Annotated in this window: 15 protein-coding genes; 4 read left to right on the top strand and 11 right to left on the bottom strand. The window is 55.3% G+C overall.

Annotated elements, in window-relative coordinates; translation table 11 throughout:
• Positions 1-35 precede the first annotated feature (35 nt).
• Together Dpoa2040_RS13885 and Dpoa2040_RS13880 are read left to right on the top strand one after the other, a co-directional pair.
• Positions 36-581: a YfaZ family outer membrane protein gene (locus tag Dpoa2040_RS13885; protein WP_042869388.1), complete on the top strand. Its 546-nt coding sequence runs from the start codon at positions 36-38 to the stop codon at positions 579-581.
• 150 nt (positions 582-731) lie between these two features.
• On the top strand, positions 732-1,925 hold the full coding sequence (locus Dpoa2040_RS13880; RefSeq protein ID WP_168641638.1) for a nicotinamide mononucleotide deamidase-related protein YfaY: 1,194 nt from the start codon (positions 732-734) through the stop codon (positions 1,923-1,925).
• A 59-nt stretch (positions 1,926-1,984) separates the two neighbouring features.
• Here Dpoa2040_RS13880 and Dpoa2040_RS13875 read toward each other — a convergent pair whose 3' ends face one another.
• From Dpoa2040_RS13875 to tesA, 3 genes are all read right to left on the bottom strand, one after another.
• Positions 1,985-2,845: a co-chaperone YbbN gene (locus Dpoa2040_RS13875; RefSeq protein ID WP_042869390.1), complete on the bottom strand. Its 861-nt coding sequence runs from the start codon at positions 2,843-2,845 to the stop codon at positions 1,985-1,987.
• A gap of 61 nt (positions 2,846-2,906) precedes the next feature.
• Positions 2,907-3,683, bottom strand: coding sequence for an SDR family oxidoreductase (locus Dpoa2040_RS13870; protein WP_168641637.1), 777 nt, complete (start codon positions 3,681-3,683; stop codon positions 2,907-2,909).
• Positions 3,684-3,746: 63 nt separating this feature from the next.
• Positions 3,747-4,385 carry a multifunctional acyl-CoA thioesterase I/protease I/lysophospholipase L1 gene (gene tesA, locus Dpoa2040_RS13865; RefSeq protein WP_168641651.1) on the bottom strand — a complete coding sequence of 213 codons (639 nt, stop codon included), beginning with the start codon at positions 4,383-4,385 and terminating at the stop codon, positions 3,747-3,749.
• Between tesA and ybbA the strand changes: the two genes are divergently transcribed.
• Together ybbA and ybbP are read left to right on the top strand one after the other, a co-directional pair.
• Positions 4,356-5,042 (top strand): putative ABC transporter ATP-binding protein YbbA, encoded by a 687-nt coding sequence (ybbA, locus tag Dpoa2040_RS13860; protein ID WP_042869393.1) that lies wholly within the window; start codon positions 4,356-4,358, stop codon positions 5,040-5,042. The two genes, tesA and ybbA, sit on opposite strands and share 30 nt — an antisense overlap.
• Positions 5,039-7,471, top strand: a complete 2,433-nt coding sequence (ybbP, locus tag Dpoa2040_RS13855) for a putative ABC transporter permease subunit YbbP (RefSeq protein ID WP_168641636.1) — start codon at positions 5,039-5,041, stop codon at positions 7,469-7,471. Before ybbA ends, ybbP begins: the two co-directional genes overlap by 4 nt.
• A gap of 7 nt (positions 7,472-7,478) precedes the next feature.
• Here the strand turns inward: ybbP and speG are convergent, their stop codons facing one another.
• From speG to mglB, 8 genes are all read right to left on the bottom strand, one after another.
• Positions 7,479-8,027, bottom strand: a complete 549-nt coding sequence (gene speG, locus Dpoa2040_RS13850) for a spermidine N1-acetyltransferase (RefSeq protein WP_042869394.1) — start codon at positions 8,025-8,027, stop codon at positions 7,479-7,481.
• Between the two features lie 123 nt (positions 8,028-8,150).
• Positions 8,151-10,319 (bottom strand): TonB-dependent siderophore receptor, encoded by a 2,169-nt coding sequence (locus tag Dpoa2040_RS13845; RefSeq protein ID WP_168641635.1) that lies wholly within the window; start codon positions 10,317-10,319, stop codon positions 8,151-8,153.
• Positions 10,312-11,421, bottom strand: a complete 1,110-nt coding sequence (locus tag Dpoa2040_RS13840) for an ABC transporter substrate-binding protein (RefSeq protein ID WP_168641634.1) — start codon at positions 11,419-11,421, stop codon at positions 10,312-10,314. The genes Dpoa2040_RS13845 and Dpoa2040_RS13840 overlap by 8 nt, the downstream gene beginning before the upstream one ends.
• Before the next feature lie 185 nt (positions 11,422-11,606).
• Complete coding sequence (locus tag Dpoa2040_RS13835) at positions 11,607-12,446, bottom strand: amino acid ABC transporter permease (protein WP_168641633.1); 840 nt, start codon at positions 12,444-12,446, stop codon at positions 11,607-11,609.
• Complete coding sequence (locus Dpoa2040_RS13830) at positions 12,446-13,267, bottom strand: ABC transporter substrate-binding protein (protein ID WP_168641632.1); 822 nt, start codon at positions 13,265-13,267, stop codon at positions 12,446-12,448. The genes Dpoa2040_RS13835 and Dpoa2040_RS13830 overlap by 1 nt, the downstream gene beginning before the upstream one ends.
• Before the next feature lie 245 nt (positions 13,268-13,512).
• Positions 13,513-14,523, bottom strand: coding sequence for a galactose/methyl galactoside ABC transporter permease MglC (mglC, locus tag Dpoa2040_RS13825; protein ID WP_042869397.1), 1,011 nt, complete (start codon positions 14,521-14,523; stop codon positions 13,513-13,515).
• 19 nt (positions 14,524-14,542) lie between these two features.
• A complete protein-coding gene (mglA, locus tag Dpoa2040_RS13820; protein ID WP_168641631.1) occupies positions 14,543-16,063 on the bottom strand; it encodes a galactose/methyl galactoside ABC transporter ATP-binding protein MglA in 1,521 nt (506 codons plus the stop codon).
• 121 nt (positions 16,064-16,184) lie between these two features.
• The gene (mglB, locus tag Dpoa2040_RS13815; RefSeq protein ID WP_168641630.1) at positions 16,185-17,180 is read right to left on the bottom strand and encodes a galactose/glucose ABC transporter substrate-binding protein MglB; all 996 of its coding nucleotides are present in this window, start codon (positions 17,178-17,180) and stop codon (positions 16,185-16,187) included.
• Positions 17,181-17,349 lie beyond the last annotated feature (169 nt).

Raw genomic sequence — 17,349 nt, 5'->3', positions numbered from 1 at the left:
TGCGCGTTTAACGTATTGTTTTAAGGATTATAGACATGAAAAAGTGGGCTATTGCTTGTGCGGGCAGTCTGTTGCTGGCGACCGTTTCCGCTCATGCCATTAGTATTTCTGGAGAAGCTGGGCGTGACTACACGGGGGTCGGCGCTGGTTTCGGCTTGGGGATACCTGGCGTGTCGGGCAATGTGGGTTGGAATCATGATGACAAACACAACAATAACGTTTACAGCGCTGGTGTGGATTATACCTTCGCGTTGAGCAACGCGTCACTCAGTGTGGGCGCCAAAGGTCTTTATCTGAACCAGAACCATTTCGACGATGGCTATGGCGTTGCGCTGGGCGGCGGACTACAGGTGCCGTTGGCCAATTCCGTGTCCCTGTACGGCGAAGGTTATTACTCGCCGGACGCGTTTTCAAGCCACGTTGATCACTATGTGGAAGCCCGTGGTGGCGTGCGTTGGCAGCCATTCCGTCCGTTATCGCTGGATGTTGGTTATCGCTATATCAATATGGCTGCCGGTGAAGCCGGCAAAGACAACCGGGTAGCGGATACGGCTTACGTTGGTGTTGGACTGAATTTCTGATTTCCCCGTATCGGTTGGCAGACAAAAGGCGTGCTGAGTCACGCCTTTGCCTTTTTATCAGATGGCGCTTTCTGTCAGGCAGAAAGCGCCATTGTGTTTATGGCGTCGAGTTTCTACAGTGGTGTGAAACCATCATAAGGAGTGCCGCGGATGCTTAGGGTCGAGATGTTATGTACCGGTGATGAAGTGCTGCACGGGCAGATTGTGGATACCAATGCCGCCTGGCTGGCGGATTATCTGTTTTCACAAGGTGTGCCGATGACCAGCCGCATGACGGTGGGCGATAAGCTGGAAGAACTGGTGACGGCGCTGACTGAGCGCAGCCAGATTGCCGATGTGCTAATCGTCAATGGCGGGCTGGGGCCAACCAGCGATGATCTCAGTTCGCTGGCAGCGGCCACGGCAGCCGGAGAAACACTGGTTGAGCATCCTGAATGGATTGCGCGTATGGAAGCGTTTTTCACCGAGCGTGGACGGGTCATGGCCGACAGCAATCGCAAACAGGCACAATTGCCCGCCAGCGCTGAATTGGTTGATAACCCGGTGGGTACTGCCTGCGGTTTTGTGATGCAACTAAACACGTGCCTGATGTTTTTCACCCCCGGTGTGCCGTCTGAATTCAAGGTGATGGTGGAACAACAGATTCTGCCGCGACTGCGTCAACGTTTTGTTATTACCGAACCGCCGCTGTGTCTGAGACTGACCACGTTTGGCCGCTCCGAAAGCGATCTTGCCAGCCAACTCGACAGCCTGCCGCTGCCGCCGGAAGTCGTACTGGGGTATCGCTCCTCCGTACCGATTATCGAACTGAAACTGACCGGCCCGGCGACACGGCGTGAGGAGATGGAAGCCGCGTGGCAAAGGGTGCGTGATGTCGCTGGCGAAAATACGATTTTCGAAGGTACGCAAGGGCTTCCAGCCCAGCTGGCGCGTCGTCTCACTGAGCGTGGGCTGCGCCTGACCGTGGCTGAAGACTTCACCGCCGGTTTGCTCAACTGGCAACTGCGTGAAGCGGATGTGCCGTTATCCGGCGGCGAATTGCGGGTGGAAAACGGAGTGTTGGCGTTGGCTGCCGCTGCCGGGGAAACTCAGGCGCTGGCACAGCGCCATCAGGCGGAATTAGCGCTGTATGTTGGCCGCTCTGATGATGGCGTTCTGATGCTGGCACTGCATACCCCGGAAGGGACTTTCGCCCAGACGATTCAGGTGAATGTGAGACGTTATAGCCGTAAGACGCATCAGGATGTGGTGGCGATGCTGGCGATGAATATGCTGCGCCGCTGGCTCAATGGCTGGCCGGTGTATGGCGGTCATGGCTGGATCAGCGTGCTGGAGACGTTGTAAGTCGTCGCCGGGAAATGGCGCGTGCGGGGGCAGTTGCCCCCGCCGTTAACGCTCAGGAATCAGTACAACAGCGAATACAGCTGACGGCGGTAACGGGCCGCCAGGGCATCGCCGGTACCGAGTGCGGCCATAATATCCATCAGCGTTTTGCGGGCATTGCCGCCGGCAGCAGTCAGGTCCTTCTTCAACATCCCCATCAGCAGTTCCAGCGCTTCTTCGTTACGCCCTACCTGATGCAGTTGCAGGCTGAGCTGCACCGCCAGTTCCTGATTATCTGGCGAGGCGGCCAGTTGCTGCTGTAATTGCTGAATTTCCGGTGTATCCGCCGCCTGTTTCATTAGTTCGATTTGCGCTACCAGCCCGTGATAGCGGGTATCCTGATCCTGTAGTGGAATGGTATCCAACACCGCTTGTGCGTCATCACTGCGGTTGAGTTGGATCTGTACTTCCGCCAGCAGCAGCGCGATATCGCTGCGTTTAGTATCCAGTTGCCACGCATCTTTCAGTAATACGGCGGCTTCTTTCAACTGATTTTCCTGAATCAATTGCTGAGCCTGTGCCAGTTTCAGGTCTTCGGCTTTCGGCAGCACACGTTGCAGCAGGTCACGGATGACTTCTTCGGGCTGTGGTCCCTGGAAACCGTCAACCGGCTGACCGTCTTTGAACAGATACACGGTTGGGATGGCGCGCAGGCCGAACTGCGCCGCCACGCGTTGCTCGGCGTCGCAGTCCACTTTAGCCAGAATAAACTGGCCGGCGTATTCTGCTGCCAGTTTGTCCAGCACCGGACCCAGTTGCTGGCAATGGGTGCTGCGATCAGACCAGAAATAGAACAGCACCGGCGCACTCATGGACTGTTCCAGTACCTGATGCAGGTTGGTTTCGTTGATATCAATCACGTTGGCGTGTTGTTCAAACATGTCATTCTCTCTCAAACTTTTTAGCCATTATGGGGGTGATGTCCGCCACTTCAACCCCGAATCAGGATTTTGTCCGCAGCAGGTGATCAAGCACGCGGCCCGGCAGCAACCGGCGCAGTACGGTGATGCCGTGGGCGAGCAGCGTCACCGGATAGCGCAATTTCGGACGCGGGCTTTCCAGCGCATGAATCAATTTGGGCAGCACCGCGTGCGGCGGCAGCGTGAAGCGGCTGGCGATGCCGGGATTAGTGACCGGTTGGTCCTGCTGCGTCTGAGCCACATTGTCGGTGAAGCGCGTACTGATGGGACCGGGTTCGATCAGCGATACGTGCAAACCACTGCCGTGCAGTTCCATACGCAATGCGTCGGACCAGGCTTCCAGCGCGTATTTGCTGGCCGCGTAAGCGCCGCGTCCTGGCGTGGAGATAAGCCCCATGACCGAACTGGTCTGGATAATTCGCCCTTCGCCATGCGGCAACATGGCAGGCAGCAATAACTGTGTTAGCTGATGTGTGCCGAACAGGTTGCTGGAAAACTGCTGTTCCAGTTGCTGGCGGGAAATGGTGTTGAGTGGCCCGTATAACCCGTAACCCGCATTGTTGAATAAACCATAGAGCCGGTTACCGGTCAGCGCGATCACGATATCGGCAGCCTGTCTGACGCTGGCGCTACTGTCGAGATCCAGATCGATCCCTTCAAAACCCAGCGAATTCATGCGTGCTACGTCCTGATGACGGCGGCAGGCCGCCAGTACGCGATAACCGCGTTGTTGCAAACATTGAGCGGCAATCAAGCCAATGCCGCTGGAGCAACCGGTAATTAAAACCGCTTTTTGCATAACTTTACCTAAAGAAAACGCTTAAATATCAAGAGTAGTGGTTAACTGTTAATCTTTATAGACTCAGTGCTGATTAATAACGGCGTCGAGCTGTGTTGCCATCCAATTGGCGATAAACGGCTGAGCATCGCGGTTTGGGTGGATGCCGTCATCCTGCATCCATTCCAGTTTGAGATAAACCTGTTCCATGAAAAATGGCAGCAGTGGAATAGCAAACGTTTTGGCAAGACGCGGATAAACGGCGCTGAACGATTCGGTATAGCGTCGCCCATAGTTGGTCGGCAGGCGGATTTGCATCAGCAATGGCTGAGCGTTGGCCGCTTTGACCTGGGTAATGACGCCAGCGAGATCCTGCTCTATGTTCTGGGGGGGAAAACCACGCAGGCCGTCATTGCCGCCCAACTCTACCAACACCCAGCGTGGCTGGTGCTGTTGCAGCAAGGCGGGAAGGCGTGCCAGCCCCTGCGTTGCGGTGTCGCCGCTGATGCTGGCGTTCACTACCCGAACCGGAACGGCGGGAGAACGGGACTGCCAGGCGGCATCCAGCAACGCAGGCCAGGCTTGATTCGCCGCCATGCGATAGCCGGCGCTCAGGCTGTCGCCCAACACTAACAGCGTATCCGTCGCCAAAGCGCGCAGACTGAACAGGCTCCAAAATAGAAGGATAACGACATGCCAGCGGAAAACATTCTTGAGGTTCATCATCTTAGTAAGCACGTTGGTCAGGGAGAACATCAGCTTTCCATCCTCACCGGAGTTGAGCTGGTTGTCAAACCTGCTCAGACCATTGCGCTGGTGGGGGAGTCCGGATCGGGAAAATCCACCCTGTTGGGGATTCTGGCTGGTCTGGATGACGGCAGCAGCGGACAGGTGTCACTGCTTGGTCAGCGGCTGGACCGTCTGGATGAAGAAGGCAGAGCGGCGTTGCGGGCACAGGACGTGGGGTTCGTGTTCCAGTCTTTTATGCTGGTGCCCACCCTGACCGCGCTGGAAAACGTACAGTTACCGGCATTACTGCGTGGTGAGAGTGATCGCCACAGCCGCCAGCAGGCGGAGCAACTGTTGCAGCAACTCGGTCTGGGCGCGCGGTTACATCACCTGCCTGCACAGCTTTCCGGCGGCGAACAACAGCGTGTGGCGTTGGCGCGTGCTTTCAGTGGTCACCCGAAGGTACTGTTCGCCGATGAGCCAACCGGTAATCTCGACCGTCAGACCGGCGAGCGCATCGCTAACCTGCTGTTTTCTCTCAACCGTGACTCTGCGACCACACTGATACTGGTGACACATGACGAGCAACTGGCGGCGCGTTGTGAACGTTGCCTGCGGCTGCGCGACGGCAAACTGTGGGAGGATGCATGATTTGGCGTTGGTTTTGGCGGGAGTGGCGATCGCCGTCGTTGCTGATTGTATGGCTGGCGTTAACGCTGTCGGTAGCCTGCGTGCTGGCGCTCGGCTCTATCAGTGATCGCATGGAGAAAGGGCTAAGCCAGCAGAGCCGGGATTTTCTGGCTGGTGATCGCGTGTTGCAGGCGTCTCGCCCGGTGGATGAGCACTGGCTGCAACAGGCGCAGCAGCAGGGGTTGACGCCAAGTCGGCAGGTATCGTTCATGACCATGACCTACGCAGGCGACAACGCGCAACTGGCGCAGGTCAAAGCGACTGATGAGCGTTATCCGCTGTATGGCGAACTGAAAACTCAGCCGGTTGGGATACGGGTAGCGCCGGGTACGGTGCTGGCCGCACCGCGTCTGCTGGCGTTACTGGGAATAAAAGTGGGCGATAAGTTGGATGTCGGCGATACCACCTTGACCGTCGCTGGGGAATTACTGCAAGAGCCGGACGCGGGGTTTAATCCGTTCGAGATGGCGCCGCGGGTGCTGATGAATCTGGCGGACGTGGAGAAAACCGGCGCGATTCAGCCCGGCGGACGCATTACCTGGCGCTATATGTTTGCTGGCTCCCCGTCGCAAATCGCCCGTTTTAGCGAGATTATCAAACCCCAGTTGAAACCGGATCAACGCTGGTATGGCATGGAGGATTCGCAGAGCGCGCTGGGTAAGTCGCTGCACCGCTCCCAGCAGTTCCTGCTGCTATCGGCATTGTTGACGTTGCTGCTGTCAGTGGCGGCAGTAGCGGTAGCGATGGGGCATTACTGTCGCAGTCGCTACGACCTGGTGGCGGTACTGAAAACGCTGGGTGCCGGGCGGCAGGCGTTGCGCCGGTTGATTATCGGGCAGTGGGTAGCGGTGCTGGCGTTGTCGGCGTTGGGCGGCAGCCTGTTAGGGGTGGGTTTTGAGGCTCTACTGATGCGTGCGTTAGCATCAGTGCTGCCAGGCGAATTGCCCACAGCCGGGCTATGGCCATGGTGCTGGGCGCTGGGAACACTGGTGTTGATTTCGTTGCTGGTGGGCATTCGCCCCTACCGGCAATTGCTGGCGACCCAGCCGCTGCGGGTGTTGCGTCAGAACGTGGTGGCGAATGTCTGGCCGTTGCGTTACTACCTGCCGGTAGTCGGAGCGGTGGTGATGGGTTTGCTGGTGGTGGTGTCTGGCGGCGGTGCGCTGTTATGGTCTTTGCTGGGCGGGGTGCTGATATTGGCGCTGTTGCTAGGCGGAATTGGCTGGGGAAGCTTGTTATTGCTGCGCCGCCTGACGCTGAAAACGTTGTCGTTGCGCCTTGCTATTAACCGCTTGTTGCGTCAGCCATGGGTAACGCTGGGCCAACTGGCGGCATTTTCGCTGTCTTTCATGCTGCTGGCGTTGTTGCTGTTATTGCGTGGCGATTTGCTGGATCGCTGGCAGCAGCAGTTGCCGCCTGGCAGTCCTAATTACTTTGTGCTGAACATCAGCGTCGATCAGGTGCCGCAGGTGACGGACTTTCTGGCACAGCATCAGGTGAAATCGGAAACTTTCTACCCGATTATTCGTGCCCGCCTGACGCAAATCAACGGACTGCGCGCCACTGATTTGATACGTGAGGATGACCCCGGCGGGGAAACCGTCAACCGGGAACTGAATTTGACCTGGCAGGCGCAACGGCCAGAGCATAATTCGCTGGTGGCGGGGCAGTGGCCGCCGAAAGCGGGCGAAGTGTCGATAGAACAAGGCGTAGCGCAGCGTCTTGGGGTGAAAATCGGCGATACGCTGACGTTTACCGGTGATACCCAGCCGTTTCAGGCCACCATCAGCAGCCTGCGGCAGGTGAACTGGGAAAGCCTGCGGCCAAATTTCTTTTTCATTTTTCCGCCCGGTGCGCTGGATAGCCAGCCGCAGTCATGGTTGACCAGTTTCCGCTATGACGGCGGCGGTACGTTGGTAACCCAATTCAACCGCCAGTTTCCGACGCTGACGGTGCTGGATGTCGGCGCCATTCTCAAGCAAATCGGCACGGTGTTGCAGCAGGTGGGGTTAGCGCTGGAAGTCATGGTAGTGCTGGTACTGTTCTGCGGCGCGCTGTTGCTACTGGCGCAGATTCAGGTTGGCATGGGGCAGCGACGCCAGGAACTGATGGTCTATCGTACATTAGGAGCCGGTCGGCGTTTGCTGCGTGCCACACTGTGGTGGGAATTCGCGGTGCTGGGGTTGTCTGCAGGCGTGGCGGCGGCGTTGGGGGCGGAAGCGGCGTTGTGGTTGCTGCAACGTAAGGTGTTCGATTTCCCATGGCAACCGAACCCGTGGCTGTGGGGCGGCTTGCCGGTCATGGCGGCGTTGCTGTTGTCGTTGTACGGCAGTTGGCTGGGGCTGCGTTTGCTAAGGGGGAATGCGTTGTTCCGGCGTTATCATGCCTGAGTTAGCCTCAGGCATTTTTGCTGGTGGAGTTTTTGTGTTTCGCCAGATACTGATGCTGGAAGATGCACATACGAATAGTGTTGCGATATTCGCCGTTGATGAAAAATTCGTGGATTAATTCGCCTTCTACTTCAAATCCCAGCTTAGTGTAGATGTGGATGGCTTTCTGGTTCTCTTTGTCTACGATCAGGTACAGCTTGTAGAGATTGAGAATCGAAAAACCGTAATCCATTGCCAGCAGTGCAGCGGCGCTGGCATAGCCGCGCCCCTGATGAGCCGGATCGATGATTATCTGAAATTCGGCACGGCGGTGGATGTGGTTGATGTCTACCAGTTCCACCAGCCCGACTTTGATGGTGTCGTGCTCAATGATAAAGCGGCGTTCGCTTTGGTCGTGAATGTGTTTGTCGTACAGATCACTCAGTTCGACAAACGCTTCATAAGGCTCTTCGAACCAATAACGCATGACGCTGGCATTGTTATCCAGTTGATGAACGAAAGTGAGATCGTCGCGCTCCAGCGGACGCAGACGTACGACTTCATGGATGTCTGACATAAACCATCCTGATGGTGGGTGATGACGTGACGTTAACCAGCTTGCGGGATGGGGTCAATCGGCTGGCGACGAAAGTATTGTAAGAGGCGCGGCCTGTGTTTAAGGCCGCGCAGTTCAGATGAGTTAGAAATCAACGCTGGCGCGCAACACCACTTCACGCGGGTCGCCAATCGCTACATATTGGCTGCTGCCGCTGGAAGGGTAGTAGGTCTTGTCGAACAGGTTTTTGATGTTCAGTTGCCATTTCACCTTGTAACCGTTGATCGGCACGTTATAGGCGATAAAAGCATCCGCTACGGTGTAGTCGTCAAGGAAGAAGCTATTGGCGGCATCACCGGGGCGACGGCCCACATAACGAGCGCCAATACCGGCGCGTAGATCATCGCCGGCGTGCAGGCCCAGCGTGCCGAAGTCATTGGTCAGGAACAATGAGGCGGTGTGGCGCGCCACGTTAGCCATTTCATTGCCCTGATTCGTTGGGTCTGCGGTGACACGTGCATCGGTAAAGGCGTAGGCGCCAATCAGGCTCAGGCTGCCGGTCAGTTTGCCCGCTACATCCACTTCTACCCCTTGCGAGCGAACCTTGCCGGCAGTGCGGGTAACGGTTTCGCTCACGCCGTTAATGATCTGAAGTTCATCCACCATCACGTTGCGCTTTTGAATATCAAACAACGCCAGGTTGGCGGTAATGCGATTGGGGAGATCCAGCTTGGCGCCTACCTCGTAAGAACGACCGACTTCCGGCTCCATCGTCGCCCCTATCGCTTTATTGAAGGCGGAGTTAGACTTAAAGGATTCGCTATAACTGGTGTACAGCGAGGCGTAAGAGGTGAGGTTGTACACGACGCCTGCGCGTGGCACCACTCGGCTGTCTGATCTATCAGTATTGGTAATAAAGGGCCGACCCTTGCCTGACATGACATCAAAACGGTCATAGCGTACGCCGCCGAGCAGCATCCAATGCTCATCCAGTCGTATAGCGTCCTGCATGAACACGCCGGTGCTATCGACATCTTCTTTCTGGTCGCTCTCTGCAGCGATAACAGAATCGGATGCTGGGAAGAGACCATATACCGGTTTATAAATATTGAAACTGCTGTTGTTTTTGCTGCGAATCATATTACCGCGATGGGTACGGTCAGCCTCGTGATCGAAACCGAACAGCAATTGGTGGTTGATGCTGCCCCAGTCGATATCGCCATTCAACGTCAATTGCACATTCTGTGACTGACTGTGCGCGTCCTGAGTGGCATCAGCCCGGCGAGTCAGTATTCCGGTGTTGGGATTAAGCGACATGGCGCGAGCCTGATTGTCGTCATAGGTATTACGGCTGTAGGCGTAATTCAGCTTGGTTTTCCAGCGATCATTAATCGCATTTTCCATCTGGAATGTCAGCGTGTCTTGATCGCCGCGGGTGGCGTTGTACGCTTCGTCAAACCGGCGTTCGCGCGGCGTGGCGACCGGTTTGCCGGTGCGGTTGTCAATCACGGTGCCGCGATCAAACGGCGTCAGGTATTCCATGTGCTCGTAAGAGACCCGCACCGTGGTATTGTCGCTGTACCACATCAGCGACGGCGCAATCGTGGTTTGACGGTTGCGGCCAAAATTACGCCAGTAGTCAGTTTCATCGTGATCGACGATCATACGATAAGCCAGGCCAGAGGTGCCGAGCGGGCCGGTGACATCCAACTGGCCGCCGCCGCCGTTAAAGCTGCTGTTCCAGCCTTCGATATGGGTTTTCTGCACCAGCTGCGGCTTTTTGCTGATGATATTGATCATCCCGCCGGGATCGCCCCAGCCGTACAGCATCGATGCCGGCCCTTTCAGGACTTCTACTCGCTCGGTCGTCGGGGTGACGTTGCGTGCCTGAATCGAACGTACGCCATCGCGCAGGATGGAGCCGTCACGGTTATCGCCGAAGCCGCGTTTCATTACTGCGTCCTGCGTTCCGCCCAGCGTGTTGGCCTGGGTGATGCCGCTGACGTTGTACAACGCGTCGTCAAGGTTTCTGACTGCCTGATCCTCCAGTACTTGCTGTGGCACCACATTGACGGCTTGCGGAATATCCAGCAGACGACTGTCGGTGCGTGTACCGGTGACGGCGTTATGCGGCTGGTAGCCGGTGTCCTCGGTGCCATGTGTCGGCGTGCTGGCAGTCACCACTATGGTGTCTTCCTGCTTTTTCGTCGTTTTTGCGGCAGTGTCGTTGTCGGTTGATGTGGTGGCGGCCTGAAGACTGAACGGCAGCAAAGCCAGTAGCGGCCAGCCTTTTTGCCAGTGACGGTTATTCATGTGTTAACTGACTCCAATAGGTCCCTGAAAAATCGATCGGTAAAAATTGTTGATAGAGTTGTTGTAAGGTGTGTTGCGGGTCGATGTCGCCAAACAGTGTCGGATAAAGGGCTTTGGCGAACATTTCCACCATCACTACGTGATAGGGGCTGAGATAAAAGTTGTGCCACATGCTCCAGGCGCGGCCAGTGCTGACGGCGCTCAGGTGCGAGAGCAGCGGCTCCTGCATCAGCAGGGTGCGAAAACTGTCGCTGGCCTGCCGGGGCGTCACGTCCGGGCCAATCATCAGATCGGAAAGGCGTTTGCCGTCCGGCCCCGCCATGCCGGTAGCGATGTAGACATCCGGTTTGGCGGCCAACGCTTGTTCTGGACTCAGTTCGCCGTATACGCCTTTCACCTTGCCTGCCGCGATGTTATCGCCGCCGGCGAAGGCCAGTAGTTCGCCAAGATTACCGTTAACCGCAGTGGTACAGCAGGTGTCGCGGCGTCCAAGATGTAGATGCAGCATTACTGTGGCCTTGCGGCCCTGATAGTGCGCCAGTCGCGTTTTTATGGCGTCCATGTGCTGCTGGTAGAAGACGATAAAGGCATCGGCGCGAGACTGTTGATTGAGCACGTCGCCCAACAGACGCAAGCTGGGTACGGTGTTTTTCAGCAGGTCGATACGTAAATCAACATAGATATAGGGAATACCCGCCTGCGTTAACGCCTGCTGGATACGTTGTTCATTGTCGGCGCCTTTGGCCAGCCTGGGCAGGATCACCAGATCGGGTTTCAGCGGCAATAGCATCTCTGCGTTGACGCTGTTGAGAGTGCCGTTACCCAACTGCGGGATACGGGCGATATCAGGAAATGTCGTGGTGTAGCGGTCCCAGCTTTGGGCATCGTAACGCGCCATGTCGCCCGGCCACCCCACCACGCGCTGCGCCGGGTTCCCCGGTTCCAGCAGGGCCAGCGTATACAGCATACGGCTTTCGCCTAGTACGATGCGTTGCGGGTTATCAGGAATAGTGACCTGACGGCCACTGATGTCGGTGACGGTTTTGGCCTGCGTCAGTGGACTGAAGCTGAGTAGGGTGAAGAGGAGAAAAATGATGCGCATGTTTTTTTCTCGTAGTAATAAGGCGTGGAAAAATAATAACAATTGTTTTCATTTGCAATAAAAACCAAGAAAGAATGAGAATAAAAAAGAATAACCCCTTATATTTCAAATTGATGAAGGGGGTTATGTAAATAATTAAAGTCACTGGGGCAGAGCGACGCAGTGTCGCTCTGGGGAGAGGGGGGTTACTGTTTACTGTCGTGGTGTTCGTAGCCACGGCCAAAGTAGCGTTCCAGACGGCCTTGCAGCAATTCCAGCCCGATGGAGAGCAGCCAGTAAATGACGGCGGCGGTAGTCAGCATTTCCATGTAGTGATAGGTGCTGCGGCCATAGGACTGAGCCAGAAAGTTCAGTTCCCACAGCCCCATCAGCGACACCAGCGAAGAATCTTTGATCATCGAAATGAACTGGGAACCGGCTGGCGGAATAATGATACGCAGTGCCTGTGGCGCCACCACGTGGGTGGTAATCACCCAACGCGACAGGCCCAGCGCCATGGCGGCTTCTTTTTGACCACGAGGAACCGCGAGGACGCCGCTGCGGATGGTTTCTGCCAGATAGGCGCCATAGTTTAATGACAACGCAATGATACCGGAGGTAAAGGCACCCATCACGATACCGACCTGTGGCAGGGCGAGGTAGATAATCAGCACCTGAACCAGCAAAGGAGTGCCGCGAAATAGCGAGACATAAAACGTGGCGCAACCGAAGGCGATTGCACTGGAGGAGAGGCGCCCGGCGGCGGTGAGCGCCGCCAGCAGGGTACAAAACAGCATGGATATAATGGTGATGACGACGCTCAGCACTGCACCCTGAATAAAACCATCTGGCGAGAGGTGCATTCCCAGCATGGAAGGCAGTTTCTGCCGAATCAGGTTAGTATCCAGATCCATAGACGAAAACAGCCACAGCAGCAGGCTGAGCAGCACCAGCCAGGTCAGACCGGTACGCAGACGAAAACCCAATCCGGCTCGCTCAGGTACCGGTGGCATGTGGGGCGGGGTTTTTGCGGACGAACGCGACATTACGGGGTGACCCCGGTGATGTCTTCACCAAACCATTTCATAGAGATGGCTTTCAGGGTGCCGTCGGCACGCAGTGCGGTGATGGCGTCGGCCACAGTTTGGCTCCATTGCGGATCGCCTTTATCAACGGCAATCCAGTTTGGTTCGGCGTACAGCTCTTGCAGGATGCGCAGTTGCGGCAGTTTTTCGAGGCGTGGTTTGGCCGTAATGCGATCAGAAATTACTGCATCCAGTCTTTTACCTGGACCCAGCGCCAGATTGCGGAACGCCATTTCTTCGTCGGTGGGCACTGCCTGCACGTGATCGAATGGATAGACGATTGGCTTGCCGCCGGGGATCACCAGGCTTTTGTTCAGGTAATTCTCGTAGCTGGAACCCAGGCCCAACCCCACTTTCTTGTTGCTCAGGTCGGCGGCGGAGTGGATGTTTTTTTCATCTTTATGAACGATCAGCACGGCAAAGGTGCTGTAGTAAGGGGTAGCGAAATCCAGCACTTTGGCGCGTTCGGCGTTTGGCGTCATGGAGCAAATGCACATGTCCCAGCGGCCCTGCCATTTGCCGCCGACGATGGTTTCCCAGCCCGGCGTCGCCAGTTCCAGCTTTGCTCCCAGTTTCTTCGCTACGGCATTAGCAACGTCTACATCGAATCCAACCAATTGGTTTTTATCGTCGAGGTAGCTAAATGGCGGATAGTCATTGAACAGCACGTTACGGACTACGCCGGTCTGTTTTACCCGGTCCAGCGTGCTGCCGGCTTGTGCAGCGCTGAACATGAAACAGGCGCTTAGACCTAGCGCCATCAGTGCGAGACGTTTTTTCATCTATTTTCCCTACAAGCGAGCATCACAGCGATTAACGCGGGGCGAGTGGCCGCGTCCCGTCAGTGGAAATCACAAAGGCTCTATCTTATAGCAGCCGTGGGCGTGTGCAAAATACGGTCTTTGTCGCGCGATTGGAAGGCTGGGCATAAGCATCGGTGACTGGCGGCATCAATAAATAAGCCCGATAAAAACAAACCTGCCACCGAAGTGGCAGGTTTGTTTGACAGTGTGAGAAACGGTTTGCGTTATTTTTTGCGAGCGTACTTCAGCGAGTCCAGCGCGACGGCGAATATGATGATGCCGCCTTTGATGATGTACTGCCAGTAAGGGCTAACGCCGATATAAGTCAGGCCGTAGTTGATGAGGGTGAAGATGATAACCCCGGTCACGACGCCTGCGACCGTACCCACACCACCGGCAAACGACACGCCGCCGACCACGCACGCCGCGATGGCATCGAGTTCGTACATGAAGCCCAGGTTGTTGGTGGCACTACCGATACGGCCTGCTTCCAGCATACCGCCGAAAGCATAGAACACACCTGACAGCATGTACACCAGGATCAGGTTCAGCGACACGTTCACGCCGGAGACTTTGGCGGCTTCCGGATTACCACCGATAGCGAAGATGTTTTTGCCAAAACGGGTCTTGTTCCACAGAATCCACACGAACAACGACGCAATTGCCGCATAGAACGTGATGTACGACAGCTTGAAGTCGCCGAGACGAATGAAACCTTGGGTGAAGGTAGAGAAACGGTCGTCAAAGCCGGCTATCGGCGACGCGCCGACGATATCGTAATACAGAGAGTTGATACCGTAGACGATGATCATCGTACCTAATGTCGTGATGAACGGCGTCACTTTCAGGTAAGCGATGATAATACCGTTAACCAGGCCGATCACCGCACCGATGGCACAGACGATCAGAATTACTACCGGAATCGGCATGGTTTCCAGATGTGGGAACACCTTGTTGCTGTTGTCCATCGCCTGTAATAGCGTGGCGGCGACGACCGCGGCGAGGCCGACCTGACGACCAGCCGACAGGTCTGTACCCTGAGTGACGATAAGCCCTGCTACGCCGAGCGCGATGATCACACGCACGGATGACTGGGTCAGAATGTTACTCAGGTTGGTAAAACTGAGGAAGGTGGGGTCCTGGAGAATAATAATCACCAGCAATACTAACAGCACGGCGTAGATGCCGCTGTCTTTCAGCCAGGTGAGCGCACTTTTTTTAGTTGTAGCTTTCATGATAACAGCCCTTGCATCATTAAAGGTGTAACGACGCTAAACGGAGGATCTCGTTCTGCGTGGTGTTCTTGGTTTCGACAATGCCTGCGACGAGGCCATTACTCATTACCAGAATGCGGTCGGTGATGCCCAGCAATTCCGGCATTTCAGAAGAAATGATGATGATTCCCTTGCCCTTTTTCGCCAGCTCTGAAATGAGCTGATAAATTTCGAATTTGGCGCCTACGTCGATGCCGCGGGTTGGTTCATCCAGCATCAGAATTTCCGGTTGAGTCAGCAGCCAGCGTCCGATGATCACTTTTTGCTGGTTACCGCCGGACAGCGAGCCGATAGACGTGTGGTGGCCGGGGGTTTTCACCCGCATAGAGTCGATAACCCACTGCACATCGCTTTTCATGCGCTTGTTGTCCAGCAGGCCGAGGCTGTTCTTGTATTTATGGATGTTGGAAATCAGCGAGTTGAAGCCGACGTCCAGATAGGCATAGATACCGGTAGATCGCCGCTCTTCGGTGACCAGCGCGAAACCGTTGTTGATAGCTTCGTTGGCGGTATGGTTGTGGATGTCTTTGCCACGTAGCTTGATGGTGCCGCCGAGTTTTTCACGGATACCGAACAGGGTTTCGACGATATCGGTACGTTTGGCGCCGACCAGCCCGGCAATTCCCAGAATCTCACCCTCACGCAGGTCAAACGACACATCGCGTATTGACGGCTGGCGCATTGAGGTCAGGCCGCGCACTTCCAGCATCACCTCGCCTGGGGTGTTGGTTTTGTCCGGAAAACGCTGATTGAGGGAGCGGCCAACCATCATAGCGATGATCTGGTCCATATTCAGCCCTTCCAGCGGTTGGGTGGCGACCCACTGACCATCACGCAATACGGTGATTTCATCACACAACTGGAAGATCTCTTCCATCTTGTGGGAAATGTAAACGATACCGCAACCCCGGTCTTTCAACTTACGGATGATAGTGAACAGGTGGTTCACCTCTTTTTCCGTCAGTGATGAGGTGGGTTCGTCCATGATGACGATTTTGGCGTTGTAGGAAAATGCCTTGGCAATTTCGATCATCTGCATTTGCGACACGGACAGGGTAGCCACTTTGTCGCGCGGGTCGATATCGATATCCAGTTCATCGAAAATCGCTTTGGTATCGCGATACATTTTTTCCTGATCGACGAACAACCCTTTTTTCGGGTAACGGCCAAGCCACATGTTATCCATGACTGAACGTTGCAAAACCAGATTCAATTCCTGATGCACCATGGATACGCCATTCTCCAGCGCTTCTTTGGCGCTTTTGAAATCGATTTCCTGTCCCTGAAATTGAATGCTACCTGAGTCTTTCTGATAAATGCCGAACAGACATTTCAGCAGAGTCGATTTTCCTGCGCCGTTTTCTCCCATCAGGGCATGGATAGAATGAGGTCGCACCTTCAGGTTGACATTATCCAATGCCTTTACACCGGGAAACGACTTGCTGATAGTGGTCATCTCCAGCAGGAATTCGCGCTGAGTGGTTAGAGTGTCGCTGGTCATATTTTACCTGGTCAAAATAATTACCTGGCTGAAAGGTTGCCGGGCTTGAACATGACTGCCTGGCTGAGAAAATCATGCTTTCAAACAGTAGGGGCGCAGCGGTTACTGCGCCCCGACGAGATTACTTCAGGAACTGTGACAGGTTTTCTTTGTCAACCGGTACGTACGGTACGCGAACTACCTTGTTTTCAATCTTGAAGTTGGTGCCTTCACCTGCCGGTTTACCCAGTGCCAGGTTTTTCGCCAGATCAATCGTCGCCTTGGCCTGGTTGTCTGCGTCGTTCAGCACGGTACCAGCCAGTGCGCCGGATTTGATCAGCGACAGCGCTTCTGGCAGGGCGTCAACGCCGAACACTGGAATGCTGCTCTTGTTGTGGGCTTTCAGCGCTTCTACTGCACCCATAGCCATGGCGTCGTTGTTGGCAATCAGTACTTCAATTTTGTTGGCGTTGGGACCGGACATCCAGGCGTCAACCTTGTCTTTAGCCATCGCGGTATCCCACATGGCGGTATCCATCTGCAACTGCTGGACTTTCATGCCTTCTTTGGTCAGGGTGTCAACCACATATTTAGTACGGGCCTCGGCATCCGGATGGCCCGGCTCACCTTTCAGCAGTGCGTACTGGATGGTGCCGTCTTTGTTAAGATCCCAGGCCGGATTCGCTTTCCAGTGCTTGGCGATCAACTGGCCCTGAATGATACCGGACTCTTTGGAGTCAGTACCGACGTAGTAGGCTTTGTCGTAGCTGGCCAGTACTTTGGCATTCGGTTCTTTGTTAAAGAACACGACCGGTACATCGGCGGCTTTCGCTTTTTGCACCACTATGGCAGCAGCTGCCGGGTCAACAAGGTTGATAGCCAGTGCTTTCACGCCTTTAGCCAGCAGCACGTCTACCTGATCGTTCTGTTTGGATTGGTCGTTTTGTGAGTCGTTCATCAGTAGTTCGACGCCACCCAGAGCTTTAGCTTCTTTTTCAATATCCTTGCGCACCATCGACATGAAGTTATCGTCGTATTTGTAGATGGTGACGCCGATACGGGTGTCTGCAGCATGGGCAGTGGCTCCGAACATCATGCTGGCAACCAGGGCAGTGAGAGTGAAAATCTTCTTATTCATGATATCTCCGGGTTTATGCAGGGTAGTTCTCAGTCCGGCCATACGACGCAGGATAGACGTAGTACGGCAGTCAGTTAGTTATCGTCAGCATGGCGTAATAGCGCCGGGCTGACGGAGATTGCAGGCATGGCCCGCTTAAAGCCTGACTTCCCTGTTTTCAGACCGTGCT

Origin of the sequence: Dickeya sp. CFBP 2040, assembly GCF_012273755.1 — a bacterium.
GTDB lineage: Bacteria > Pseudomonadota > Gammaproteobacteria > Enterobacterales > Enterobacteriaceae > Dickeya > Dickeya poaceiphila.
This window is presented reverse-complemented; position numbering and strand designations above follow the sequence as displayed.